The sequence below is a fragment of the Cupriavidus sp. 21MJTG02-4 genome, assembly GCF_057798975.1.
The window spans coordinates 1-23,752 of record NZ_JBYOJP010000030.1 but is presented as its reverse complement, the minus strand read 5'-3'; the positions used below and the strand labels follow the sequence as shown (position 1 = coordinate 23,752).

17 protein-coding genes and 2 pseudogenes are annotated in these 23,752 nt (G+C 66.9%); 11 read left to right on the top strand and 8 right to left on the bottom strand.

The features are described 5' to 3' along the window. Positions 1–2: 2 nt before the first annotated feature. The gene (locus AC3FKH_RS32970; protein ID WP_488679793.1) at positions 3–2,852 is read right to left on the bottom strand and encodes a 4Fe-4S dicluster domain-containing protein; all 2,850 of its coding nucleotides are present in this window, start codon (positions 2,850–2,852) and stop codon (positions 3–5) included. Next, positions 2,849–3,499: a cytochrome c3 family protein gene (locus tag AC3FKH_RS32965; protein WP_488679792.1), complete on the bottom strand. Its 651-nt coding sequence runs from the start codon at positions 3,497–3,499 to the stop codon at positions 2,849–2,851. The genes AC3FKH_RS32970 and AC3FKH_RS32965 overlap by 4 nt, the downstream gene beginning before the upstream one ends. A gap of 918 nt (positions 3,500–4,417) precedes the next feature. On the opposite strand from AC3FKH_RS32965, the gene AC3FKH_RS32960 reads away from it, so the two are divergent. From AC3FKH_RS32960 to AC3FKH_RS32945, 4 genes are read left to right on the top strand one after another with little or no spacing between them, the layout of a single operon-like run. Next, positions 4,418–5,623, top strand: coding sequence for an efflux RND transporter periplasmic adaptor subunit (locus AC3FKH_RS32960; protein WP_488679791.1), 1,206 nt, complete (start codon positions 4,418–4,420; stop codon positions 5,621–5,623). 1 nt (position 5,624) lies between these two features. Then, positions 5,625–6,317 (top strand): ABC transporter ATP-binding protein, encoded by a 693-nt coding sequence (locus AC3FKH_RS32955; RefSeq protein ID WP_483732964.1) that lies wholly within the window; start codon positions 5,625–5,627, stop codon positions 6,315–6,317. A gap of 21 nt (positions 6,318–6,338) precedes the next feature. After that, positions 6,339–7,493, top strand: coding sequence for an ABC transporter permease (locus AC3FKH_RS32950; RefSeq protein ID WP_488679790.1), 1,155 nt, complete (start codon positions 6,339–6,341; stop codon positions 7,491–7,493). 8 nt (positions 7,494–7,501) lie between these two features. Beyond that, on the top strand, positions 7,502–8,668 hold the full coding sequence (locus AC3FKH_RS32945) for an ABC transporter permease (RefSeq protein ID WP_488679789.1): 1,167 nt from the start codon (positions 7,502–7,504) through the stop codon (positions 8,666–8,668). A gap of 12 nt (positions 8,669–8,680) precedes the next feature. On the opposite strand, the gene AC3FKH_RS32940 is transcribed toward AC3FKH_RS32945, so the two are convergent. The 5 genes from AC3FKH_RS32940 to gtdA form a co-directional block, all read right to left on the bottom strand. Further along, entirely contained in the window at positions 8,681–10,024 is a 1,344-nt protein-coding gene (locus tag AC3FKH_RS32940) for an MFS transporter (protein ID WP_488679788.1), read from the bottom strand. A 163-nt stretch (positions 10,025–10,187) separates the two neighbouring features. Then, positions 10,188–11,402, bottom strand: a complete 1,215-nt coding sequence (locus tag AC3FKH_RS32935; protein WP_488679787.1) for a 3-hydroxybenzoate 6-monooxygenase — start codon at positions 11,400–11,402, stop codon at positions 10,188–10,190. Positions 11,403–11,429: 27 nt separating this feature from the next. Continuing rightward, entirely contained in the window at positions 11,430–12,071 is a 642-nt protein-coding gene (gene maiA, locus AC3FKH_RS32930; RefSeq protein WP_488679786.1) for a maleylacetoacetate isomerase, read from the bottom strand. Between the two features lie 40 nt (positions 12,072–12,111). Continuing rightward, complete coding sequence (locus tag AC3FKH_RS32925; protein ID WP_488679785.1) at positions 12,112–12,810, bottom strand: fumarylacetoacetate hydrolase family protein; 699 nt, start codon at positions 12,808–12,810, stop codon at positions 12,112–12,114. Between the two features lie 103 nt (positions 12,811–12,913). Continuing rightward, positions 12,914–13,960, bottom strand: a complete 1,047-nt coding sequence (gene gtdA / locus AC3FKH_RS32920; protein WP_488679784.1) for a gentisate 1,2-dioxygenase — start codon at positions 13,958–13,960, stop codon at positions 12,914–12,916. Between the two features lie 140 nt (positions 13,961–14,100). Here gtdA and AC3FKH_RS32915 point away from each other — a divergent pair, with 140 nt between their 5' ends. From AC3FKH_RS32915 to AC3FKH_RS32905, 3 genes are all read left to right on the top strand, one after another. Beyond that, positions 14,101–15,042: a LysR family transcriptional regulator gene (locus AC3FKH_RS32915; protein WP_488679783.1), complete on the top strand. Its 942-nt coding sequence runs from the start codon at positions 14,101–14,103 to the stop codon at positions 15,040–15,042. Positions 15,043–15,120: 78 nt separating this feature from the next. Then, positions 15,121–15,504: a RidA family protein gene (locus AC3FKH_RS32910; protein ID WP_488679782.1), complete on the top strand. Its 384-nt coding sequence runs from the start codon at positions 15,121–15,123 to the stop codon at positions 15,502–15,504. Positions 15,505–16,150: 646 nt separating this feature from the next. Next, the gene (locus tag AC3FKH_RS32905) at positions 16,151–17,776 is read left to right on the top strand and encodes a methyl-accepting chemotaxis protein (protein WP_488679781.1); all 1,626 of its coding nucleotides are present in this window, start codon (positions 16,151–16,153) and stop codon (positions 17,774–17,776) included. Between the two features lie 40 nt (positions 17,777–17,816). Here AC3FKH_RS32905 and AC3FKH_RS32900 read toward each other — a convergent pair whose 3' ends face one another. Continuing rightward, on the bottom strand, positions 17,817–18,683 hold the full coding sequence (locus AC3FKH_RS32900) for a LysR substrate-binding domain-containing protein (protein WP_488679780.1): 867 nt from the start codon (positions 18,681–18,683) through the stop codon (positions 17,817–17,819). 242 nt (positions 18,684–18,925) lie between these two features. Here AC3FKH_RS32900 and psrA point away from each other — a divergent pair, with 242 nt between their 5' ends. The 4 genes and pseudogenes from psrA to AC3FKH_RS32880 all read left to right on the top strand — a co-directional run. After that, positions 18,926–20,017: an iron-containing alcohol dehydrogenase PsrA gene (psrA, locus tag AC3FKH_RS32895; protein ID WP_488679779.1), complete on the top strand. Its 1,092-nt coding sequence runs from the start codon at positions 18,926–18,928 to the stop codon at positions 20,015–20,017. A 77-nt stretch (positions 20,018–20,094) separates the two neighbouring features. Further along, positions 20,095–21,398, top strand: a pseudogene (locus tag AC3FKH_RS32890) (MFS transporter). Positions 21,399–21,482: 84 nt separating this feature from the next. Continuing rightward, positions 21,483–22,928 carry a phosphonoacetaldehyde dehydrogenase gene (gene phnY, locus AC3FKH_RS32885; RefSeq protein WP_488679778.1) on the top strand — a complete coding sequence of 482 codons (1,446 nt, stop codon included), beginning with the start codon at positions 21,483–21,485 and terminating at the stop codon, positions 22,926–22,928. A gap of 130 nt (positions 22,929–23,058) precedes the next feature. Then, positions 23,059–23,533, top strand: a pseudogene (locus AC3FKH_RS32880) (AMP-binding enzyme); the annotation flags it as partial. Between the last annotated feature and the right edge of the window lie 219 nt (positions 23,534–23,752).

The following is a 23,752-nucleotide window of genomic DNA, read 5'->3' as shown; positions in this document are numbered from 1 at the left end:
GTTCAGGCCAGCGCATCGTCGGGGTTGGTCACCAGCGCCGCATAGCTTGTGCGCGGCCGGGTGTTCAGTTCGGCCAGCAGGTCGAAGTTGCGCGGCCCCCGCTTGAGCTGGCTGACCACGCTGTCGGGATCGTTGAGGTTGCCGAACGCGATCGCCCGGGTCGGGCAGGCGGCCTGGCACGCGGTCACCACGTCACCGTCGCGCAGCGGCTGGCCGAGCTTCTCGGCCTCCAGCCGCGCGCGCGTGATGCGCTGCAGGCAATACGTGCATTTCTCCATCACGCCACGGCGGCGCACGGTGACCTCCGGGTTGTAGGCCGGCGGTGGCCGGTCGTCGCCCTGGTTGCTGTATTGCAGGAAGTTGAAGCGCCGCACCTTGTACGGGCAGTTGTTCGAGCAGAAGCGCGTGCCGACGCAGCGGTTGTAGACCTGCACGTTGAGGCCGGCGCTGTCGTGCACCGTGGCGCCGACGGGGCAGACCAGCTCGCACGGCGCGTCCTCGCAATGCATGCAGGGGACGGGCTGGAATACGCTGCGCGCCGCGTGGCCGGTAGTGTCGTGCGCATCGTCGTAGCGGTCGACGCGGATCCAGTGCATGACGCGGCCGCGCATGACCTGGTCCTTGCCGACGACGGGGATGTTGTTCTCGGCCTGGCAGGCGATGGTGCAGCCATTGCAGCCGATGCAGGCGTTCAGGTCCACGGTCATGCCCCAGCGTTCGGTCGGATACGGCCAGCGCGGATAGAGCGATGGCGCGGCGGGCGTGGCCTGGGCGAAGCGGGGATCGCGGCGATAGGCCTCCACGGTGGCGAGCGGGGCGACCTCGCGCCCCGCCATCGAGGTTTGCGTCTGGACCAGCGCGAACGCATGGCGCTGTCCGGTGGCTTCGACGGCGATCTCGTGCGGCCCGTGAACCGCACGCAGCGCATACGCGTCAAAGCCCACCCCATTGCCGACGCGTCCGGCATGGCGACGGCCATAGCCGAGCGGCAGCGTCATGACGCCTTCCGCGTGGCGGGGCATCACCCATACCGGCGCCTCGATCGGATGGCCTTGTCCATCCACGCGGCGGATGGCGATCACGTCGCCGGTGGACAGGTGCCGCGCGCGTGCGGTGAGCGGCCCGATCAGCGCGGCGTTCTCCCAGGTGTGCCGCGTCAGTGCCCGCGGCAGTTCCTGCAGCCACGCGTTATTGGCCAGCTCGCCGGCATCGGTGGCGGGATCGGGCATGAAGCGCGCGACGAGTACGGGCGCGGGGAATGGCGGCGGGGCGATAGGCTGGCGCATGTCTGCCGTCGCGGCGGGTGCGGCCGTGCCGGGGATGACGCCGGTACGCAATGCCTGCTCCCAGAAGGCTTCGAAGTCGGTGGGCTGGTGCGTGCGCCAGAATGCGCGTACGAGGTCGTAGCCCGACTGGCGTGCGTCGATGGTGGCCGACAGCAGCTCGTGCGCGGAGCGGCCGTCATTGAGTGGCGCAATCACGGGCTGGACGATCGACGCGGTGCCGTCCCAGGCGCGCACGTCGCTCCAGCGCTCCAGGTCATGGGCCATGGGCGCATGCCAGGTGGTCAGCCGCGCGGTTTCATCGCGATAGAGGCCCATGTGCGCCGACCACGGTACGTGTGCGAGTGCCGCGTTGAAGCCGGTATCGCAGGGCGCGTCATAGGCGGGATTGGCGTCGATCACGAGCAGCGCGGAGACAGCGCCGGCCCGCATGGCATCGGTCAGTGCGCCGATCGAATGCGCGTCGCCTTGCGGTCGCCTTGGCGTGCCGGTGATCGTGCGCACCGACTTGCCGAGATTGCCCAGCCGGGCATTGAGCCGCCAGACCAGCGCCCGTGTCGGGGCGGACAGGTTGTCGCCGGCCACCACCAGCGAGCTGCCCGGTGGCGCTTCTTCGAGACGCCGGGCCAGCACGGCGAGCCAGCGCCGCGCGGGTCCGGACGCGGGCGCGGGCGTGTCCGCCGCAACGCCGCCGCCGAGCCTGCGCGCGAGCGACCAGGCCAGCCGTTCGATCTCATGCGGCGGCAGCGCCAGCCGGTTGTCGGCAATTTCGCCGGTCAGTGTCGGCGACGACTCGATCGCGTAGAGCCGGCGTGCCAGCGGGGGCGCCACGCCGCGGCGGTCCGCCATCAGGTCGTGCGCGACGCGCACGGCGGCCGGGCCGTGGCCGATCAGGTCGGCATCCAGTGTCACGATGGTCGTGGCGGGGGCGGGATCGATCACGAGATCGACGTTGTCGCCGAACGCCAGGCGGATCGCCGCATCGTCGCCATGGAGCGGGTCATGCACGTGCCAGCCGGCCTTCGGATAGCGCTCGAGCCATCTTGCAATCTGCGCGGCCAGTGTCGGCGAGCCCACGTTGCCGGTCAGTAGCCGCAGGCCTTTCCCGCCGTTGTCGCGCCACTGGACGCGCTGTGTGGCCAGCGCCGCGTCGAACGCGGCCCAGCTCGTCAGCGCGGTGCCGCGATACGGTGCCTGGCTGCGGTCGGGGTCCCAGAGCTGCAGCACGGTGGCCTGATCGAACGGATGCGTGGCGCCGAGGCTGGCGGGGTGGCGCGGATTGCCCTCGATCTTGGTCGGGCGGCCCATATTGGTTTCGACGAGCACACCGGTGCCGTAGCCGTGGCGCGTGAGCGCGGTGGCATAGAAGAGCGGCCTGCCGGGCACGATGCCTTCGGGCATCTGCACATAGGGCACGATGGTTTCGGCTGGCGGCCCGCTGCATGCCGCGCCGGCCAGCGCGGCGGAAGCCGCCATCGTCGTGCGCAGGAAGTGGCGGCGCGAGGGGCTGCGCGGCGCATCGGCCGGTTCCTGCACGGGGACGATCGGAATCACGGGGGCGTGTTTCATCGATGACAGGTGGAACAATCGGTGAGTCGTCGCGTGTCCTGCAGGTGATACATCTTCTGCAGCATGGCAATGTCATCGGCGGAAAGCGGGGCGCGTTCGCGCATCGTGACGATATCGGTGGGGGCATGCAGATGGCGGACGGGGTCGCGGTGGCAGGCGAGGCACCATTGCATGTCGAGCGGTGCCACGCGGCGCGTCAGGGGCATCTGGTCCACGCGTCCGTGGCATTCCTGGCAGGCAACGCCCTTGGCGACGTGGATGCTGTGGTCGAAGTAGACGAAGTCGGGCAGGTCATGCACGCGTGTCCAGGCCAGCGGGAGGTTTTGCCGGAGGCTGTCGTGCAGCGGCGCGAGCATCGGCGCGTCGCGGAACAGCACGCTGTGGCAGGTCAGGCATACGCTGGTGGCCGGCATGCCCGCGAAGGCCGACGTTTCCACCGACGTATGGCAGTAGCGGCAATCGATGCCGTCATCGGAAACGTGATGCTTGTGGCTGAAGGGGATGGGCTGCGCGACGGGTTCCTGCATTTCGATTTGCGGCGCCATGGACCAGCGGGCCATCCCGAGGGCTGCGGCGACAAGCACTACCGCGCCAAGGCCCAGCAGCTTGAGGACAAGCAGCTCCGAGCGCGTGAAGGTTTGCGCCATGGCGTTTTTTTTTGTGGCAAAACGATTGTTTGTTGCAAGGGGGATGCCAAGGGTTTGGGGGGGGGGCTCTGGTTTTGACTGGGTCGTCGCTCTTGGCAGGCGCCGCTGTTTCGCAGGCGTAGCCTGCGAGTTACTTTTTGTCCGAGCGACAAAAAGTAACCAAAAAACGCGTTTACTTGCCCTAACGGGCGAATATTGATCGTAGCGTGCGAAGAATTTCGTACGGGTACTCGCTTCAGAGAATGCCCGGCTGCCTGCCGCGTGGTGCGCAACCGTATGCAGGCTCTCGGGCAATGATTGAACGAGCCCTGAACCTGTCCGTGGCCCGGCAAGGTCCAGCGATATCGCATCATCGCCTACGGCTGCTGCGCGCTCAGTAAAACCAGAAAAGCGAGGTAACGGAAGCACCGTCGCCAGCGCCGCTGACGCCCCTGACTAACCGACTAGTGAGCTGCGTAGCAGCCGAAGGCGATGATGCGATGACGGTGGAAGCAGGGGCCACGGACAGGTTCAGGGCTCGTTCAATCACGGCTTGAAAGCCTGCATGCGGACGCGCACCATGCGGCAGGCAGCGGGGCAGTCTCTGAAGTTCATACCCGTACAACACCCTCAGCACACTACGATCAATATTCGCCCGTTAGGGCAAGTAAACGCGCTTTTTGGTTACTTTTTGTCGCTCGGACAAAAAGTGACTCGCCGGCTCCGCCGGCGAAACAGCGGCGGCCTGCCAAGCACGACACCCCAGTCATAACCAGAACCCCACCGCAGTTCCCGCATGTACCCTTTACCTCCCCAGCCCCGATTTTCCAGAACCGCTTGCAATGCTCGCCGCCACTGAGATCAACCCAACCATCCCCATCCCAATCCCAAAGTGCCCCCGGCGCTATACTGGCAACCTCCCTTCAGGAGGAAGACCGATTGCCCGATCCCGATCTCTCCAGGCTGAAAATCGACCGCGGCCCGCGCGCCGCCCCGCCGCGCAGGCGCCGGTGGCTGCCCATCATCGTCGGCGCCGTTCTAATCGCACTGGCGGCCGCCGTGGCCTACAAGCTGGCCGGCCCGACGGCGGTTGAAACCGTGACGGTTTCCACCGCCTATCCCTCCCAAAACTACACCCTCCTAAATGCCACCGGCTACGTCGTGCCGCAGCGCAAGGCGGCCGTGGCGTCCAAAGCGCAAGGCCGGCTCGAATGGCTGGGCGTGCTGGAGGGGTCGCACGTGAAGAAGGACGAGATCATCGCGCGCATCGAAAGCCGCGACGTGGGAGCCACCCTTGCGCAGGCGACAGCGCAGGTGAAGGTCGCTCAAGCCAACCTGGACCTGCAAATCGCCGAGCTTCGCGATGCCGAAGTGAACCTGCGCCGCTCCGAACAACTGCTGGGTCCAAAGGCCATCTCCGCCCAGCAATATGACGCCGACCTGGCCCGCTATAAGAAAGCCCAGGCATCGGTGGCAAATTCGCGCGCAGCCATCGTGTCAGCACAGGCCAATGCCCAGGCCGCCCAGGTAGGGGTCGACCAGACCGTCATCCGCGCACCGTTCGACGGCGTGGTGCTGATCAAGCATGCCAACGTCGGCGACAACATCACGCCGTTCTCGTCGGCATCCGACACCAAGGGCGCCGTGGTGACCATTGCCGACATGGACACCCTGGAAGTCGAAGCGGATGTCGCCGAATCCAATATCGCGAAGATCCGCGCGGACCAGCCCTGCTTGCTGCAACTCGATGCGCTGCCCGACGTGCGCTTCGCAGGGCAAGTCTCACGCATCGTGCCCACGGTCGACCGTTCGAAGGCAACCGTGCTGGTCAAGGTGCGCTTTGTCGATCGCGACCCCCGCGTGCTGCCCGATATGAGCGCCAAGATCGCGTTCCTGTCCAAACCACTCGCAGGACAGGACCGCAAGCCCGTGGTAGCCGTGCAGCCTGCCGCCATCGCCACGCGCGACGGACGCAAGGTGGTGTTCGTGGTGCGTGACGGCAAGGCGCACGAGACCGCGGTGACGGCCGGCGAACCCATCGGCGAACTGGTGGCCGTCAGCGGCGTGGCCGCCGGCGCTACGGTGGTGCGCTCGCCCGGCGACAAGCTGTACGACGGCGCCCGCGTGACGGCAGCGAAGAAGTAACGTGGAGACCGCCCCGCTCGTCCGCATCCGTCATGTCGCCAAGTCATACCGGCGCGGCATGCAGACCGTGCCGGTCCTGACCGACATCACGCTCGATATCGCCGAGGGCGATTTCATTGCGCTGATGGGGCCGTCCGGCTCCGGCAAGAGCACGCTGCTGAACCTGATCGCAGGCATCGATCGACCCGACAGCGGCGAACTGCTCGTGGCCGGGCAGGACATCACGCGCCTGGCCGAATCGGAACTCGCGGCGTGGCGTGCGGCCAACGTCGGCTTCATCTTCCAGTTCTACAACCTGATGCCGGTGCTCACCGCGTTCGAGAACGTCGAACTGCCGCTGATGCTGACGCGCCTGTCACGTGCCGAGCGGCGCGCGCGCGTGGACATGGTGCTCGGCATGGTGAACCTGGCGGACCGCATGGATCACTATCCGTCGGAACTGTCCGGCGGGCAGCAGCAGCGCGTGGCCATCGCCCGCGCGCTGATTACCGACCCCGTGCTGATCGTGGCCGACGAACCTACCGGCGACCTCGACCGCAACGCCGCCGCGGATATCCTGGCCATGCTGCAGCGGCTCAACCGCGAAGCCGGCAAGACCATCATCATGGTCACGCACGACGCCCACGCCGCCAACGCGGCCCGCTCGATGGTGCACCTGGAAAAGGGAGAACTGAACCATGGCAACAGCGCCTGACCGGCACTGACCGCGCGCGCCATGTTCGTGCTCAAGCTGATCGCCCGCAACGCGCTGCGCCACAAGCTGCGCACCGCGCTGACCGTGACCGGGCTGGTGGTCGCGGTGCTGGCCTACGGACTGCTGCAGACCGTGGTCGATGCCTGGTATGCGGGCGCCGCCGCGGCGTCCAGCGGGCGGCTGGTGACGCGCAACGCGATCTCGCTGGTGTTCCCGCTGCCGCTCAGCTATGAGAGCCGCATCCGCGGCGTGGATGGCGTCACGCTGGTGGCGCGCTCCAACTGGTTCGGCGGCGTCTACCGCGACCCCAAGAACTTCTTCGCGCAGTTCGCCGTGTCGGACAACTACCTCGAGCTGTACCCCGAGTTCCGCGTCACCGCGCAGCAGCTCGCCGACTTCCAGCGCGACCGAAAGGGCTGCCTGATCGGGCGGCAGCTCGCGGACCTGTACGGCTTCAAGGTCGGCGACGTGCTGCCGATCAAGGGCACGATCTATCCGGGCACGTGGGAGTTCATCGTGCGCGGCATCATGGAAGGGCGCGATGAAAGCACCATCACGCGCCACATGGTGTTCCACTGGGAGTACCTGAACGAGACCGTGCGCAAACGCACGCCGCGGCAGGCCGACCAGGTCGGCGTGTATATCGTCGGCATCGACAATCCGGACAACGCCGCCGCGATCTCGCGCGACGTCGACGCGGTGTTCCGCAACTCGCTGGCCGAGACCCTGACCGAGACCGAGCAGGCATTCCAGCTTGGCTTCGTGGCGATGTCGAACCAGATCATCGCGGCCATCCGCGTGGTGTCGTACGTGGTGATCCTGATCATCATGGCCGTGATGGCCAACGCCATGGCCATGAGCGCGCGCGAGCGCACCACGGAGTACGCCACGCTCAAGGCGCTCGGCTTCGGGCCGGGCTTCCTGGCGCTGCTGATGTTCGGCGAATCGATGTTCATCTGCCTGGTCGGCGGCGGCATCGGCATGCTGGCCACGCCGCCGATGGCCGCCGTGTTCAAGCAGGCCGTCGGCGGGGTCTTCCCGGTGTTTTCCGTGTCGCACGAGACCATGTGGATGCAGGGCGCCTGCGCGCTGGTGGTGGCGCTCGCCGCCGCCGTGGTGCCGGCCGCGCAGGCCGCGCGCGTGCGCATCGTGGAAGGCCTGCGGGCCATCGGCTAGGCGCGCGCATGGCGATCCCGCTCAGCTACATCGCGCGCAACCTGTGGGCCCGGCGCCTGACCACGGCGCTGACGGCCGGCGGCCTGGCGCTGGTGGTGTTCGTGTTCGCCACCATGCTGATGCTCGACGCCGGGCTCAAGCGCACGCTCGTCACCACCGGCGAGCCGGACAACGTGGTCATGATCCGCAAGGGCGCGGAGACCGAAGTGCAGAGCGCCATCAGCCGCGACCAGGCCAGCATCATGGAGATGCACCCGTCGGTGGCCATGGACGACAGCGGACGGCCGATGGCCTCGAAGGAGGCGGTGGTGCTGATCTCGCTGACCAAACGCGGATCGGACACCCCGTCCAATGTGGTGATCCGCGGGGTGTCGCCCAAGGGGCTGGTCTTGCGGCCGCAGATCCGGCTGGTGGCCGGGCGCGCGTTCCGGCCGGGCTCGTCGGAGATCATCGTCGGCAGCAGCGTGGCGGGCGGCTTCACAGGCGCGCAGCTGGGCGGGCGGCTGCGCTTTGCCCAGCGCGACTGGAGCATCGTCGGCGTGTTCGATGCCGGCGGCAGCGGCTTCGATTCGGAGATCTGGGGCGACGCCGACCAGCTCATGCAATCGTTCCGGCGCGCCAGCTATTCGTCGATGGTGGTGCGGCTGACGCGGCCCGATGCGTTGGCGCGGCTGCGCGCCGACATCGACGTCGATCCGCGCCTGACCGCGGAGGCCAAGAGCGAGCAGAGCTTCTACAGCGACCAGTCCAAGGCGCTGTCGACGTTCATCAACATCCTGGGCCTGACGCTGTCCACGATCTTCTCGATCGCGGCAATGATCGGCGCGATGATCACCATGTATGCGTCGGTGGCCAACCGGGTCGCGGAGATCGGCACGCTGCGCGCGCTGGGCTTCCGGCGCACCAACGTGCTCGCCGCGTTCCTGATCGAGGCCCTGCTACTGGGGCTTGCCGGCGGCGTGGCCGGGCTCTGCTGCGCGGCGCTGATGCAGTTCGCCTCGTTCTCCACGACCAACTTCCAGACGTTCGCGGACCTGTCGTTCCGCTTTATCCTGACCCCGGGCATCGTCGCCAGGACGCTGGGGTTCTCGATGGCGATGGGCCTGGTCGGGGGCTTCCTGCCGGCGCTGCGCGCGTCCCGCATGAACATCGTCGATGCCCTGCGTGCGCGCTGACGCCTGCGAGTTTCAGCTTGCGGCGAGCGCCTGCCGGGCATGGGCGCGCCGCGCCAGCCCGAGCGTCAGCATGGTGCAGCCAGCCAGCAGGGCCGGCACGCCGATCAGCGCGAACAGCGTTGGCATGCCGAGCCCCATCGACAGCATGGTGGCACCGCCTACCGAGCCGACCACCGAACCGAGACGGCCTACGCCGTTGGCCCAGCTCACGCCCGTGGCACGGCAGTCGGTCGGATAGAAGCCGGCCGACAGCGCGTTGGCGCCGACCTGCGACCCCGATACGCAGAAGCCCGAGAAGAACACGGCCACGCCGGCCATTGCCGGTGCATCGGCCAGGCTGCCGATGGCGGCGACGAACACGCCGGCCAGCGCGTAGCTGAAGGCCAGCACATAGTGCGGATTGAAGCGGTCCATCAGCCAGCCCAGCACGATGGCGCCGAGCGTGCCGCCGACCTGGAACATGGTGGTGACCAGCGCCGCGGTGCGCAGCGACAGGCCGGTGCTGCGCAGCAGCGTCGGCAACCAGCTCGACAGCAGGTAGATCACCAGCAGGCTCATGAAGAACGTCAGCCAGAACAGCAGCGTGCCGCGCACCAGTTCAGGCTTGAACAGGTGGCGCACCGGCGAGCTGGTGCTGCGGGCTTCCGCTACGGTGAACGTGGCGCCGCGCAGGTCAGCCTGCGGGGCAATGCGCTGCAGCGTGGCGGCGATGCGCTCGGGCGTGCGGCCGGCCATCACCAGGTAGCGCACGGATTCGGGAAGCAGCAGCGCCAGCAGCACGGAGAGCACCAGCGGCATCACGCCGCCGATCACCAGCACGGAGCGCCAGCCGTAGGCTTCGATCAGCCCGGCCGAGGCCAGCCCGCCCAGCGCGGAGCCGAGCGTGAAGCCGCAGAACATGGTGGTGACCAGGAACGAGCGGCGCTTCTCCGGACAGAACTCCGACGTCAGCGTGATGGTGTTGGGCATGGCGCCGCCCAGGCCAAGGCCGGTCAGGAAGCGCAGCGCGACCAGTACCCACAGGTCCCCCGACCACGCCGAGGCCAGGCTGGCCACGCCGAAGAACAGCACCGAGAACACCAGCACGCTCTTGCGACCGAAGCGGTCGGCCAGCGGGCCGAACAGGAAGGCGCCGGCCATCAGGCCGCCGAGCCCGGCGCCGAACAGCGGCGCCAGGTGCGCGGGCGTCAGCTGCCATTCGGCGCGGATTGCCGGCGCGATGAAGCCGATCGCGGCGGTGTCGAAGCCGTCGATCGCGACGATCAGGAAGCACAGCACCACGATCATGACCTGGTACGGCGAGAGCGGCTGGCGATCGATGAACGCGGAAATATTGATGGTCTGGCTGGCAGGCATGGGTTGTCTCCTCCTCGTTGCCTGGTTTGGGGCGAGCGATGGCTACGGGCGGCGCGGGCCGCCACTGCCATCAGTCACTGCTTGGAAGCGTCTGCAAGTTGATCGGTCAGCTCCCCTCTCCCGCTTGCAGGAGAGGGGAGCTAACACGTGGCATTCAAGCTCGTTAGAGCCAGGGCGTCGCGCTCAGGCAGCGTTCGGCGCGCCAGCCGTGCAGCCACTGCAGCGCGTCGTAGTACTGCGCCTGTGTTCGGCCGGTCCACAGCGTGTTGCGCACCATGCGGTCGACGCCCTTGGCGTGGTACACGCGACCCATGTCGCGCGCGGCATACAGCACGCGCGCGGTGCGCGGGATGCGGGCTTCTTCGTACAGCTTGAACGCGGCTTCGAAGTCATTGCCGGTGGCTTCCACCGCGGCACCCAGCGTGACGGCATCTTCCAGCGCCTGGCATGCGCCCTGCGCGACGTACTGCGTCATCGGGTGCGCGGCATCGCCGAGGATGGTGGCGCGGCCGAAGCTCCAGCGCGCCACCGGATCGCGGTCGGCGGTGGCCCAGCGCTTCCATGAGGTCGGGCGATCGAGCATCTGGTGCGGCAGTGCATGGATGCCGTCGAAGTACGACAGCACTTCTTCCTTGCTGCCTTCGCGCACGCCCCAGCTCTCCTGCTCGCGGCTGTGGAAGGTCACGACCAAGTTGTATTGCTGGCCGCCGCGCAGCGGGTAATGCACCAGGTGGCAGTTCGGCCCGGCCCAGACCACGGGCGCGTTGACCTGCAGGTCCTTCGGCATGTTGTCGACCTCGACCACGGCGCGGTACACCACGTGGCCGGTCACGCGTGGCGCGTCGCCGATCAGCGCTTCGCGGATGGCGGACTTGACGCCGTCGCAGCCGACCACGGCATCGGCACGGTGGCGCTCGCCGCGCTGGTCGATGACGGTGACGCCGCGCTCGTCCTGTTCCAGCTTCTCGACGCGCGTGGCGGTGCGGAAGCTGATCAGCGGATGGTCCTGCACGGCCTCCAGGATCGACAGGTGGATGTCGGCGCGGTGGATCACCGCATACGGGTTGCCGAAGTGCTCGCGGTAGGGCGTGCCGACATCGACGCGGGCGATCTCGTGCGTGTCGATCGCATCGCGCAGGCTCAGGTAGTCGGTGAAGACCGCGCGGCCGCGCGCGGCCTCGCCCACGCCCAGTGCGTCCATGGCCGCGAAGGCATTGGCCGCGAGCTGGATGCCCGCGCCGATCTCGCCGATCTGCTCGGCCTGTTCGAGCAGCTCGATGCGGATGCCCTTGCGCGCGAGCGCCAGCGCCGCGGCCAGGCCGCCGATGCCGCCGCCGATGATCAGGACCTTGCGACCCGTGTCTTGTGCTGTGTTCATGCTTGTCTCCTGGCCTGGGTCCGTCAATCAGGCGGTGTAGTCCGGTTGATGCCTCGGTGCCGCCTTGGCGAAAGCGGGGTGCGCACTGGCGTGTGCGTAGACGGCCATCGCGCGCGGATAGGCCGACAGGTCGCAGCCCATGCGCAAGGCGTTGGCCACCTGCGGCACCAGCGTGACGTCGGCCAGCGTCGGGCTGTCGCCGAAGCACCACGGGCCGTTGCCGTACAGCGCGAGCAGTCGTTCCACGCCGGCCATGCCTTCGTCGATCCAGTGGCGGTACCAGGCGTCCTTTTGTTCTGGCGTCACCTTCAGCACGTCCTGCAGGTAACGCAGCACGCGCAGGTTGTTGACCGGATGCATGTCGCAGGCAACCAGGCTCGTCAGTTCCAGCACGCGCGCACGCTGCGCCGCGTCCTGCGGCAGCAGGCGCGGTTCCGGGTAGTGCGCCTCGAGGTAGTCCATGATCGCGAGCGACTGGCCGAGCGTGAATTCGCCGTCCACCAGCGCGGGCACGGTGGCAGACGGGTTGATGCCCTGTACGTACTCCGCCTCGCGGTGCTGGCCGGTGCGGATGTTGACTGGCAGGTACTCGAAGGGCAGGCCCTTGAGCGCCAGCGCAATGCGCACGCGGTAGGACGTGGAGCTGTTGAAGAAACTATAGAGCTGCATGATGGGGGCTTGCTGTGTCGCTGCTTGTCGCTTCGGGGGCTCAGACCACGCGGACCTTGAGTTCGCCGAGGCCTTCGACGCCGGTCACCATGGTGTCGCCGGTCTTGACCGCGCCCACGCCTTCCGGGGTGCCGGTGAAGATCACATCGCCCGGTTCCAGGCGGAAGAACTGCGACAGGTACGCCACCGTTTCGGCCACCGACCAGATCAGGTGCGTGACGTTGCTGCGCTGCTTGTCCTCGCCGTTGACGGTCAGCCAGATGGCGGCCTGCTGCGGGTGGCCGATCTCGGCGGCGCGGTGGATCGGCGCGACCGGCGCGGAGGCATCGAAGGCCTTGCCGATTTCCCACGGGCGGCCCATTTCGCGCATCTTCATCTGCAGGTCGCGGCGCGTCATGTCCAGGCCCACGGCGTAGCCCCACACGTGCTCCAGCGCCTGTTCCACCGGAATATCGGCGCCGGCCTTGCCGATCACGGCCACCAGTTCGGCTTCGTAGTGGTAGTTCTGCGTCTGCGTGGGGTAGGGCAGTTCCAGCGTCTGGCCGTCGGCCACGGGCACGATGGCATCGGCCGGCTTGCAGAAGAAGAACGGCGGCTCGCGGTCGGGATCGAAGCCCATTTCGCGCGCATGGGCGGCATAGTTGCGGCCGACGCAGTAGACGCGGCGCACGGCGAACTGGTCACCGGTGCCGGCAACGGGAATGGCAACGGTGGCGGGGGGCGTGAAGACGTAGGACATGGTCGGTTTCGGGTCGGTTCGGTCAGTCAGGGGGTGTGCGGGGCCGGGGTGCAGCGCCTTGCGCGCACCCGGGCATCAGGATTCGGAGGAACGGAAAGGCGGCTCAGGTGCGCGCTTCGCGCAGCAGGTTCAGCGCCGACAGCACGGGGCGGTCGGAATAGCTGAACAGCACGGCGTCTTCCATCGCGCCAAGCTGCACCGGTGCCCACGACGGCGCCACGAAGACATCGCGCGGCTCGAACTGGAACTGCGCATCGCCGATGCGAACCGTGCCGCGGCCTTCCACCACGCTGTAGACCGTGGCGTCGGTGCTGCGGTAGGTCTTGCCCTGGAAGCCGGCGGGCAGGTACTGCATGAAGGTGGCGATGGTCGGCATCGGCCAGCCGCCGGTGGCGGGGTTGATGTAGCGCAGCTTCACGCCGTCCCAGGCATCCAGTTCGCCATTGCGGTAGAGCTGGTCGAGCGCTTCGCGCGAACGGTCGTACGGATAGCTGAAGATCGGCGAGGTCGGGTCGGTGACCTTGTGGCGCACCGGCACCATGTTGTGGCCGAAGCGCGCAAAGCTGTCGCCCTCGGCGCGCGTGACGGGTTGCTGGGACTCGGGGTAGTTCTCGGCAAAGCCGGCGTCGAACTGCTGCACCAGCGGAATGTCGAGGCCGTCCAGCCACACCACCGGCTCGCCGCCGTCTTCGAGGCTCGGGTTGCCGTGGTCGTGCCAGGTCCACGACGGCGTGATGATGTAATCGCCCGGGTGCATGGTGGTGCGCTCGCCGTTGACGGCGGTCCAGGCGCCCTTGCCTTCCACGATGAAGCGCAGCGCCGACTGCGTATGGCGGTGGCTCGGCGCGATCTCGCCCGGCAGGATCAGTTGCAGGCCGGCGTAGAGCGTGGATGTGATGCTCGACTTGCCCGGCAGGCCCGGGTTCTCCAGGATCAGCACGCGGCGCACGGCCTCTTCGGCGCTGATGACCTCGCCGGCCTGCATGACCAGCGGGCGCAGCGCGTCGTACTTCCAGATGGCCGGGACGATTTGCGGGCGCGGCTGCGGCGGCACCAGGCTGTGCAGCGATTCCCACAGCGGCGTCATATGGCTGCGGCCGATGTCCGCGTAGTAGGCGGCGCGAGCGGGATCAGGCGAATGGTCGGACATGCTGTCTCCGTGGCTTTTTATGGTTCCCGACGGTGTCGCCGGGCCGGTGTTTGGAGTTATACGTTCGGCGATATAAGATTTGAAATGAAAAATTCCTCTTGTCTATACGTTTCATCGTATGGCTGAACCGAAGATCAAACATGGACTGGACCCAGCGCCTGCGTCTGCGCAACCTGCAGATGCTTCTCAGCCTGGCCGAGACTGGCAACATGAGCCAGTCGGCCGCGCTGCTCAACACCACCCAGCCCGGGCTTTCCAAGTGGCTCAAGGACCTGGAGGACGACATCGGCCTGCCGTTGTTCGAGCGCCAGGCGCGCGGATTGCAGCCGACGCCGTATGGCGAGTCGCTGATCGAGCACGCGCGCCGCATTGCCGCGCAGCTCGACACCGCGCGCGACGACCTGGCGGCGATGCGCGAAGGCGGCAGCGGTCTGGTCGTGGTCGGCACATCGGGGGCTTCGGCGGCCGATACGGTGCCGCTGGCCGTGCTGCGCCTGCTGCAGCGCATGCCGCGCGCGCAGGTGCGGGTGGTGGAGACCACCATGGACCGGCTGATGAACCAGCTTGCGCACAGCGAGCTGGATATCGTGGTCGGCCGCTCCGCGCCCGAGCTGCAGGATGCGCAGACGCTAGGCGAATCGCTCTACCTGGAGCCGATCCATTTCGTTGCGCGCCCGCGCCATCCTCTGGCCACGCAGGACGCCGTGACGTGGGAGGCGCTGCAGGGTTACCGCTGGGTGGTATGGCCGCGCGGCACGCCGATCCGCAACGCGCTGGAAGCCGCACTCGCTAGTGCGGGGCGGCCGTTGCCGGCGGACAGCGTCGAGTCGAACTCCACGGTGCTCAATCTCACGCTTCTGAACAACAGCGACATGATTGGGCTGGCGTCGCATCGCACTGCGCGCCGGCTGGAAGCGCTTGGCGCGTTGCGCATCGTGCCGCTGCGGCTGGCGGGGTTTGGTTCGGTGTCGATGTATTGGCGCGAGGACTCGATCAAGCGCTCGGCCGTCGCGGCCATGCTGGACTGCCTGCGGCGCGCGGCCGATCGCGAGGTGCCGGACGCCGTCGATGTCGCGCCTTGAGGGACCGGGTTCTGGCGCCTACATTGGATGCTCACGCCGATGCTGCGGCGTGCCGCACATCCACCATGGAGGCGCGACATGGAATTCCTGAATTCCGGCAAGATCCTGCCCGCGGGGCTGCCATTTTCCGAAGCCGTCCGCGTCGGCAACGTTCTCTACCTGTCCGGCCAGATGGGCATCGTCCCCGGCAGCACGCGGCTCGTCCCGGGCGGCATCCGCGAAGAAGCGAAACAGGCCCTGATGAACATCCGCACGACGCTGGAAGCGCATGGAGTAACGATGCGCGAAGTAGCCAAGTGCACGATCATGCTGGCGGACATCGGAGAGTGGCAGGCTTTCAACGACGTCTACAAGGAGTTTTTCGAAGCCCCTTATCCCGTCCGCAGCGCGCTCGGCGCCCACGGACTGGCGTTGGGAGCCCGCGTCGAGATCGAGTGCATGGTCGTGGTTGCGGATAGCTAGCCGCAGGGTTGAAGTCTCCGCAACGCGCGACTGGTGAGCCGCGCAGCAGCCGAAGGCGATGATGCGATAGCGCGCCCACTGCCGGGCCACGGACAGGTTCGGGGCTCGTTCAATCATTGTGTGGGAGCCTGCATACGGTTGCGCTCCACGCGGCAGGCAGCGGGGCAGACTCTGAAGCGAATACCCGTACGAAATTCTTCGCACGCTACGATCAATATTCGCCCGTTAGGGCAAGTAAACGCGTTTTTTGGTTACTTTTTGTCGCTCGGACAAAAAGTGACTCGCAGGCTACGCCTGCGAAACAGCAGCGCATGTCAAGGACGATCCCGTCCCCACATCCCATGCGCCTCATGCTGCACCAGCCTAAGAACGTAAACCTCCCCCTCCCTAAGAAGGGCTAAACCTTCCCCACATCCGAACCGTTAGCCGCCGGCATAACACGAAGTCAATGAACCGGCCCCTCGTGACCCGCCTTTCCAGGCGGCATCGCAAAAGGCCCCCGCCGGAGCCTGCGATCGTCATCGCAGGCGGCCGGTTTCGCGAACGGGTGGAAGGCGTTGCACGATGGCCGTTGGCCGCCGTGCCAGCAGGATCGGCAGGACTCAATCGCAGCGCATACGTCCGACGGACAAAAGGGAGGGCATTCGTGAATTTCAGGGATCTTTCGATCAAGACCCGGCTGCTGGCCGGCTTTGGCACATTGGCCTGCATCGTGCTGGTCGTATCCGGATACTCGCTTCATGCGCTCGGAGAGGCCACCGACGGTTTCACCCAGTACCTGAAAGGTCTCAATGCACGTTCGGAGCTGGCCGCCGAGGTGCGAGCCGCGGTCGATCGCCGCGCCATTGCCGCGCGCAACATGGTCCTCGCGACGTCCCCGGCAGAGATCGACAAGGAAAAGGCCGAAGCCCTGCACGCGCATGACGATGTGCAGAGCCGCCTGGCCCGCCTGAACCAGATGGTGCAGGAAAAGGGGGCCAGCGACGAAGCGCGCCAGCGCGTGGCGGACGTGGTCCGCGTCGAAGCCCAGTACGGGCCGGTGGCGACGGCCATCGTCACGCTGGCCGCCCAGAAGAGCACCGAGGAAGCCATCGCCCGCATCAACACGCAATGCCGGCCACTGCTCGCGTCGCTGCTGCATGCCGTCGACGCCTATGACGATCTCACGCATCGCCGCCAGCGCGATATGGAAGCGAAGCTTGCGGCCGACTATGTCGAGCGCCGCAACCTGCTGATCGTGATCGCGCTGGCGGCGGTGGCGCTGGCGTGGACAGGCGGCTTGCTGCTTACGCGCGCCATTACCGGCCCGATTGGCCAGGCAGTGGACGTGGCCCGTACCGTCGCGAGCGGCAATCTCGGCGCGCGCATCGACGTCACGAGCGACAACGAGACCGGCCGCCTGCTCGCGGCGCTGCGCGACATGAACGAACGGCTCACCGAAACCGTCACGCGCGTGCGCTCGGGCAGCGCCAGCATTGCCGGCGCCACGCGCGAGATCGCGCAAGGCAATGCCGACCTGAGCAGCCGCACCGAAGAGCAGGCCGCTTCGCTGGAGCAAACCGCGGCCAGCATGGAAGAGCTCACCGAAGCCGTCCGCCAGAACACCGAAAACGCACGCCAGGCCACCGAACTGGCGCGCAATGCCGCCAACGTGGCGCAGCAGGGCAGCAGCACCGTCGGCCGCGTGGTGCAGACCATGCAGGGCATCAGCGCCAGCTCCACCAAGATCGCCGAGATCACGGGCATCATCGAGAGCATTGCGTTCCAGACCAACATCCTGGCACTCAATGCCGCCGTGGAAGCAGCGCGCGCGGGCGAGCAGGGCCGCGGCTTTGCCGTCGTGGCCAGCGAAGTGCGCGCGCTGGCGCAGCGTTCGTCCGGCGCGGCCAAGGAGATCAAGGAACTGATCGAGACCTCCGGCAAGCAGGTCGCCAGCGGCGCGGAACTGGCCGGCGAGGCGGGCCAGACCATGGCGTCGGTCACGCAGGCCGTGGCGCAGGTCACGGCCATTGTCGAGGAGATCGCCACGGCGTCGTCGGAACAGGGGCGCGGCATCGAGCAGGTGAACCAGGCAGTGGTCCAGATCGACCAGGTGACCCAGCACAATGCCTCGCTCGTCAGCGAGGCGGCATCCGCTTCTCGCTCCCTGGAAGATCAGGGCCGCGAACTCATCGAGCTGGTGTCGTTCTTCAAGCTGCCGGGAGAGTCGCACGCCAGGCATGAGCCGGCGGGTATTGCGGCGCAGGCGCGGCAGCGCGCCGTCATGGCCTGACCCATGGCACGCCGTGCGACCCACGGCATTGCGGTTCCCGCTAACGCAATGCCGTGCCGAACAGCGCGGCAATCAGCGGACGGTCCTTGCGCACCTCCAGGCAGCAAAGCGCGTAGTCGATGGTCAGCGATGGCTCGTCGACCCGCACCGCGCGCAGGCCCGGCAGCGGAATGCATTCGATCTCCGTGACGAAGCTCGTGCCCATGCCGTTGGCGACCGCATGCAAGGTGGCTTCGCGGCTGTTGATCTCCATGGTGTAGTGGGGCACCGTGCCGCTGCGCTCGAACGCGCGCTCCACGCGATGCCGGGTCTTTGACCCCGGCTCGCGCAGGATGATCGGGTCGCGCGACAGTTCCTGCATCGAGACCGTCGGCCGGTCCGCCAGTGCGTGCCGCTGCGGCACGACCGCCACGATGCGCTCGCTGCGGTATGGCGCGATATGCAGGCCTTCCACCGGATCGGGCTCGGCCAGGATGCCCACGTCGATGTCGAAATCCTGCAGGCCGCGCAGCACGGCCGCTTCCGAGCCGATCGTGATGGTCAGCTCCAGCGTCGGGTGAACGTCCCTGAACACGCGCGCCAGCTCCAGTGCAATGGGCGGTGACACCGCGCCGACGCGCACCAGCCCGGTCTTCAGCTTGTGCGCGCTTTGCAGGAACTGGATGGCCTCTTCCTCCTGTCCGAACAGTCCCTTGGTAATCGCATAGAGCCGCTCGCCTGCCGGCGTGAGCCGCGTGAAGCGGCCCGCGCGCACGATCAGCTCCACGCCGAAGCGCGTCTCCAGCGCCTTCACCTGGTCCGTGACGGTGGGCTGGCCGATATGCAGGTATTGCGCCGCGGCAGTGAACCCGCCCGTCTTCGCGACGGCATGGAAGCACCGGATGGACTTGTAGTACTGGTGGAACATGGCGTGGCACGCGGCTGTCGTGTGGGGAGCGTTTGGCCGCAGAGTCTCCCACGGTTGGCGGCGTTTGCGCACACAGGGTTTCCCCTGTGCCTGCCGCGGCCTGCTCGATCCATCGGTTTTGGCGCGTGCTGACCACGAATAAGCGATTGGACGGTACCCAGGGGGGCTCCCAAACTTCTGTCAACGCGGGATGCGGCACCAGCCGGTCCCGGCCAGACCAGAACGACAAGCAAGGAGACCCCATGATTCACGCGTACCACAACCCTGTATCGATCCAGTGCGGAGCGGGCAGCTTGGACCGGCTGCCCGCGCTGCTGCGCGGCCGGCGGGCCGTCGTCGTGACCTTTCCCGAAGCGCGCGCGCTCGGCCTGGTCGCGCGGCTCGAAGGACTGCTCGGTGCTTCCCTGGTCGGCGTCATCGACAACGTGCAGCCCAACCCCGACGTCGCCCAGCTGTCGGACCTCTACAACCGCTTCTGGGAACAGGCGGACGCGTGCGACGTCATTGTCGCAGTGGGTGGCGGCAGCGCCATCGATACGGCCAAGGCGTTGATGGTCGGCACGAAGTCCGGCCGCTTCGATTCGCTGATCGGCCTGCTGGCCGCCGGCATGGCGTTCACGCCGGAGCAGGTCAAGCCGCTGATTGCGGTGCCGACCACTGCCGGAACCGGCAGCGAAGTGACGCCGTGGGCGACCATCTGGGACGCGGCCAACCAGAAGAAGTACTCCCTGCATCTCGACCAGACGTGGCCGGAAGCCGCCATCGTCGATGCCGAACTGATGCTGTCCGTGCCGCTGGGCACCACGGTCTCGACGGGGCTCGACGCGCTGTCGCACGCGCTGGAGTCGGTCTGGAACGTCAATGCCAATCCGGTCTCGGACACCTTCGCCGTGTCGGCGGCGAAAGACATCTTCGATACGCTGCCGCGGCTGGTGCGCAACCCCGGCGACATCGTGCTGCGCGATCGCATGGCGCTTGCGGCGCTCAAGGCGGGCCTGGCGTTCTCCAACACCAAGACGGCGCTCGCCCACTCCATCTCCTACGAGATGACGCTGCGCCACGGCCTGCCGCATGGCATCGCGTGCTCGTTCACGCTGCCGCTGGTGCTCGAAAAGGCCTGGGCCTGCTGTCCGGATCGCGACCGCACGCTGCAGGAACTGTTCGGGCCATCGCTGCCCGCGGCACAGCAGCGCCTGCGCGAGTTCCTGCGGGGACTGGGCGTCAAGACCGAGTTCGCCGACTACGGCGTGTCCGATGACGAGGCCGGCGACATGATCGCGCGGGCGCTCGACGGTGCCCGTGGCAAGAACTTCATCGGCGCTGTGCCGGCCTAGCGGCACGTTCCCGGCCGACGGTATCGCAGGCCAACACGATCCCGCAAGACGGGACGACAATACAAGTGGAGACAAAAATGGAAACTGCCGATCGCATCCAGGTAGGGGCTTCGTCGCCCCGGCCGAGCAATCGTTCCGGCGGGCACAGTGGCGCATGCTGCTGGCCGCGATGTTCTGCTATTTCTTCTTCTACACCGGGCGGCAGACCTTCGGCTTCGCCATTCCCGGCATCCAGAAGGAGTTCGGGCTTTCCAAGGAGGTACTCGGCTGGGCATCGACGTGCCTGCTGTGGTGCTATGCGGTCGGGCAGGCGATCAACGGCAACCTGGGCGACAAGTTCGGCGGCCGCCGCGTCATGACCGCCGGCGCGATCCTGTCGTGCGCCGCCAACTGGGTGGTCAGCTTTGCCGTCGGCTTCAAGACGCTGGCCATTCCATGGGGCATCAACGGCTATTTCCAGGCGCTCGGGTGGGCGCCTGGCAGCCGGCTGCTGTCGAACTGGTGGGGCGCAGAGGAACGCGGCAAGGTCTACGGCTTCTATGTGTTCGCCGCGGGCTGCGCATCGGTGCTCTCGTTTGTCACGTCGATCCTGGTGGTCAATATCCTGCACCTCGACTGGCGCTGGATCTTCCGGCTGCCGGTGCTGCTGATGCTGGTTGGCGGCATCACCTTCTACCTGATCGTGCGGGAGCGGCCGGAGGAGCTTGGCTACAAGTCGCCTGACACGGGCGTTGCCAATGCCGGGGGCGCTGCCAGCGGCGCGCATGCCGAAACCGACGCAGCAGAAAGCTCGTGGTCGCGCTACAAGGCCGTGCTGCGCAACCCGCGCTTGCTGATCGCAGGCCTGTCGATCGGCTTCCAGAACGCGGCGCGCTATGGCCTGATCGTCTGGGTTCCGGTGCACTTCCTGGGCAAGGACTGGAAGCATGCCGACACGCTGATCGATCCGGCCTGGATCTCGGTGGCGCTGCCAGTGGGCATGGCCCTGGGCGCACTCTCCAACGGCTGGATTTCGGACCGCCTGTTCGGTTCGAGCCGCAGCAAGGCGATCGTGCTCTACATGGTGCTGGGCGCGATCGCGTCGATGGTCATGTACAAGCTGCCCACCGGCATGGGCGCCATTGTCGCGCTGTTCCTCGCTGGCTTCTTCGTCTACGGCCCGGCCTCGTCGTTCTGGGCGCTGTGTCCGGACCTGGTCGGCGCCAGGCGGGCGGGTACTGCCACCGGCATCCTGAACTTCTTCTCCTACCTGCTCGCCGGCCTCGGCGAGCCCCTGATCGGCCGCATGCTGGATCACTCGGGCAATACGTCGCTGGTATTCCCGATCGTGGCAACGAGCTGCATGATCAGCGCCGTCATCGCGGCCTTCATCCGCCGCTGAGCAGGCAGGGCCGGCAAGGCGCCGGCCCGCCTGCGGCGGCTGCATCATCTTTCACACACTGTTCAAGACCCGCAAGGGAAGATCATGACTGCACTGCAAGCCATCCCCGAAATCCGCCACGAAGCGTTGCGCATCGCCGGCGAGAAGATCTACCGCGAAGATGTGATCGAGGTCACCTATCCCTACACCGGCGAAGTCATCGCCACCGTGCCGAAGGCCTCGCTCGATGATGTGCGCCGCGCCTACCGCATCGCGCGGGATTACCAGCCGACGCTGACGCGCTACGAGCGCTACAAGATCCTGATGCGCGCCGGCGAGATCATCGCCTCGCGCCTCGACGAGATCTCGCGCACCATCACGCTGGAATCGGGCCTGTGCCGCAAGGACTCGCTCTATGAAGTGGGCCGCGCCTCCGACGTGCTGCTGTTCGCCGCCAACCAGGCGCTGGTCGACGATGGCCAGGTGTTTTCGTGCGACCTGACTCACCACGGCAAGAGCCGCAAGGTCTATACGCTGCGTGAGCCGCTGCTGGGCGTAATCACCGCCATCACGCCGTTCAACCATCCGCTCAACCAGGTGATCCACAAAGTGGCGCCGTCGGTGGCCACCAACAACCGCATGGTGCTCAAGCCCAGCGAGAAGACGCCGCTGGCGGCCTACTTGCTGGCCGATATCCTTTATGAGGCCGGGCTGCCGCCGCAGATGCTGTCGGTCATCACCGGCGATCCGCGCGAGATCGCCGACGAGATGCTGACGCACCCCGACGTGGACCTGGTGACCTTCACCGGCGGCGTGCCGATCGGCAAGTACATCGCAGCCACCGCGACCTACAAGCGCCAGGTGCTCGAGCTGGGCGGCAATGATCCCATCATCGTGATGGAAGACGCCGACGTGGAAGAGGCGGCCACGCTGGCCGCGAGCGGTTCGTACAAGAACTCGGGCCAGCGCTGCACGGCGATCAAGCGCATGCTGGTGCACGAGTCGGTGGCGGACCGCTTTGTCGACCTGCTGGTGGCGAAGACCGAAGCGCTCACCTACGGCGATCCCATGGACCCGAAGGTGGATATGGGCACCGTGATCGACGAGGCCGCGGCGATCCAGTTCGAAACGGTGGTCAACGAGGCGATCGCCGCCGGTGCGAAACTGCGCTACGGCAATATCCGCCGCGGTGCGCTGTACTCGCCGACGGTGCTCGACCACGTCGATCCCGGCATGACGGTGGCCAGGCAGGAGACCTTCGGGCCGGTGTCGCCGGTGATCCGCTTCAAGGACATCGAAGAGGCGATCCGCATTTCGAACGGCACCGCTTACGGGCTGTCGTCGTCGGTCTGCACCAACCGGCTCGACTACATCACGCGCTTCGTGCGTGAGCTGAAGGTCGGCAGCGTCAATGTGCGCGAGGTGCCGGGGTATCGGCTGGAGCTGACGCCTTTCGGGGGGATCAAGGACTCCGGCCTGGGCTACAAGGAAGGCGTGCTGGAGGCGATGAAGAGCTTTACCAATACCAAGACGTACTCGCTGCCCTGGTGAGCGGCGGTGGCCTGTGCGCCGGCCAAGGCGGTGCAGTTCGTCCCTGCGCCGCCGGGCCGGCGTGTAGTTTCTGCTGGTGTCTCCGGTAGCCGGGACCAGGAGGGTCTCCCCGCGCCTTCGTCCCGGATTTGGCGGTACGCTGTACCTGGCGGGCGATGGCTCGATCCGCGACAAGGACACCGGCTACTTCACCATCATGGGCCGCATCGATGATGTGCTGAACGTGTCGGGCCACCGCATGGGCACGATGGAAATCGAGTCGGCGCTGGTGGCCAACCCGATCGTCGCGGAAGCAGCCGTGGTAGGCCGCCCGGACGACACCACGGGCGAGGCCATTTGCGCGTTCGTAGTGCTCAAGCGTTCGCGCCCGGGCGATGCCGAGGCGCAGCAGATCGCCACGGAGCTGCGCAACTGGGTGGCCAAGGAGATCGGCCCGATCGCCAAGCCCAAGGACATCCGTTTTGGTGACAACCTGCCGAAGACGCGTTCGGGCAAGATCATGCGGCGTCTGCTGCGTTCGCTGGCCAAGGGGGAGGAGATCACGCAGGATACTTCCACGCTGGAGAACCCCAGCGATTCTTGAGCAGCTCGGCGTTACGCAATGAATTGTCTGTCCGCTCCACGACAAAGGCTGCCAGCAAGTGCATGCGTGTGGCGGGCTTTTTTAGGTTCTTCGGGGAATTGCGGGGACGTCATGCTTGGCAAGCGCGGCTGTTTCGCCGGCGTAGCCGGCGACTTACTTATATGAACGCGCCCCGGTTTGCAAGGTAAGGCTGATCATTGTTGGCTAGAGCAGGACTGGTTGCAGACTTATATCCGGCCTT

What these genes read in the sequence shown, in the direction of transcription:
- AC3FKH_RS32940 (WP_488679788.1), bottom strand. Translation starts at nt 10,024, where the DNA reads ATGCCTGCCAGCCAGACCATCAATATTTCCGCGTTCATCGATCGCCAG.
- AC3FKH_RS32910 (WP_488679782.1), top strand. Translation starts at nt 15,121, where the DNA reads ATGGAATTCCTGAATTCCGGCAAGATCCTGCCCGCGGGGCTGCCATTT.
- maiA (WP_488679786.1), bottom strand. Translation starts at nt 12,071, where the DNA reads ATGCAGCTCTATAGTTTCTTCAACAGCTCCACGTCCTACCGCGTGCGC.
- psrA (WP_488679779.1), top strand. Translation starts at nt 18,926, where the DNA reads ATGATTCACGCGTACCACAACCCTGTATCGATCCAGTGCGGAGCGGGC.
- phnY (WP_488679778.1), top strand. Translation starts at nt 21,483, where the DNA reads ATGACTGCACTGCAAGCCATCCCCGAAATCCGCCACGAAGCGTTGCGC.
- gtdA (WP_488679784.1), bottom strand. Translation starts at nt 13,960, where the DNA reads ATGTCCGACCATTCGCCTGATCCCGCTCGCGCCGCCTACTACGCGGAC.
- AC3FKH_RS32970 (WP_488679793.1), bottom strand. Translation starts at nt 2,852, where the DNA reads ATGAAACACGCCCCCGTGATTCCGATCGTCCCCGTGCAGGAACCGGCC.
- AC3FKH_RS32945 (WP_488679789.1), top strand. Translation starts at nt 7,502, where the DNA reads ATGGCGATCCCGCTCAGCTACATCGCGCGCAACCTGTGGGCCCGGCGC.
- AC3FKH_RS32925 (WP_488679785.1), bottom strand. Translation starts at nt 12,810, where the DNA reads ATGTCCTACGTCTTCACGCCCCCCGCCACCGTTGCCATTCCCGTTGCC.
- AC3FKH_RS32935 (WP_488679787.1), bottom strand. Translation starts at nt 11,402, where the DNA reads ATGAACACAGCACAAGACACGGGTCGCAAGGTCCTGATCATCGGCGGC.
- AC3FKH_RS32965 (WP_488679792.1), bottom strand. Translation starts at nt 3,499, where the DNA reads ATGGCGCAAACCTTCACGCGCTCGGAGCTGCTTGTCCTCAAGCTGCTG.
- AC3FKH_RS32900 (WP_488679780.1), bottom strand. Translation starts at nt 18,683, where the DNA reads ATGTTCCACCAGTACTACAAGTCCATCCGGTGCTTCCATGCCGTCGCG.
- AC3FKH_RS32950 (WP_488679790.1), top strand. Translation starts at nt 6,339, where the DNA reads ATGTTCGTGCTCAAGCTGATCGCCCGCAACGCGCTGCGCCACAAGCTG.
- AC3FKH_RS32915 (WP_488679783.1), top strand. Translation starts at nt 14,101, where the DNA reads ATGGACTGGACCCAGCGCCTGCGTCTGCGCAACCTGCAGATGCTTCTC.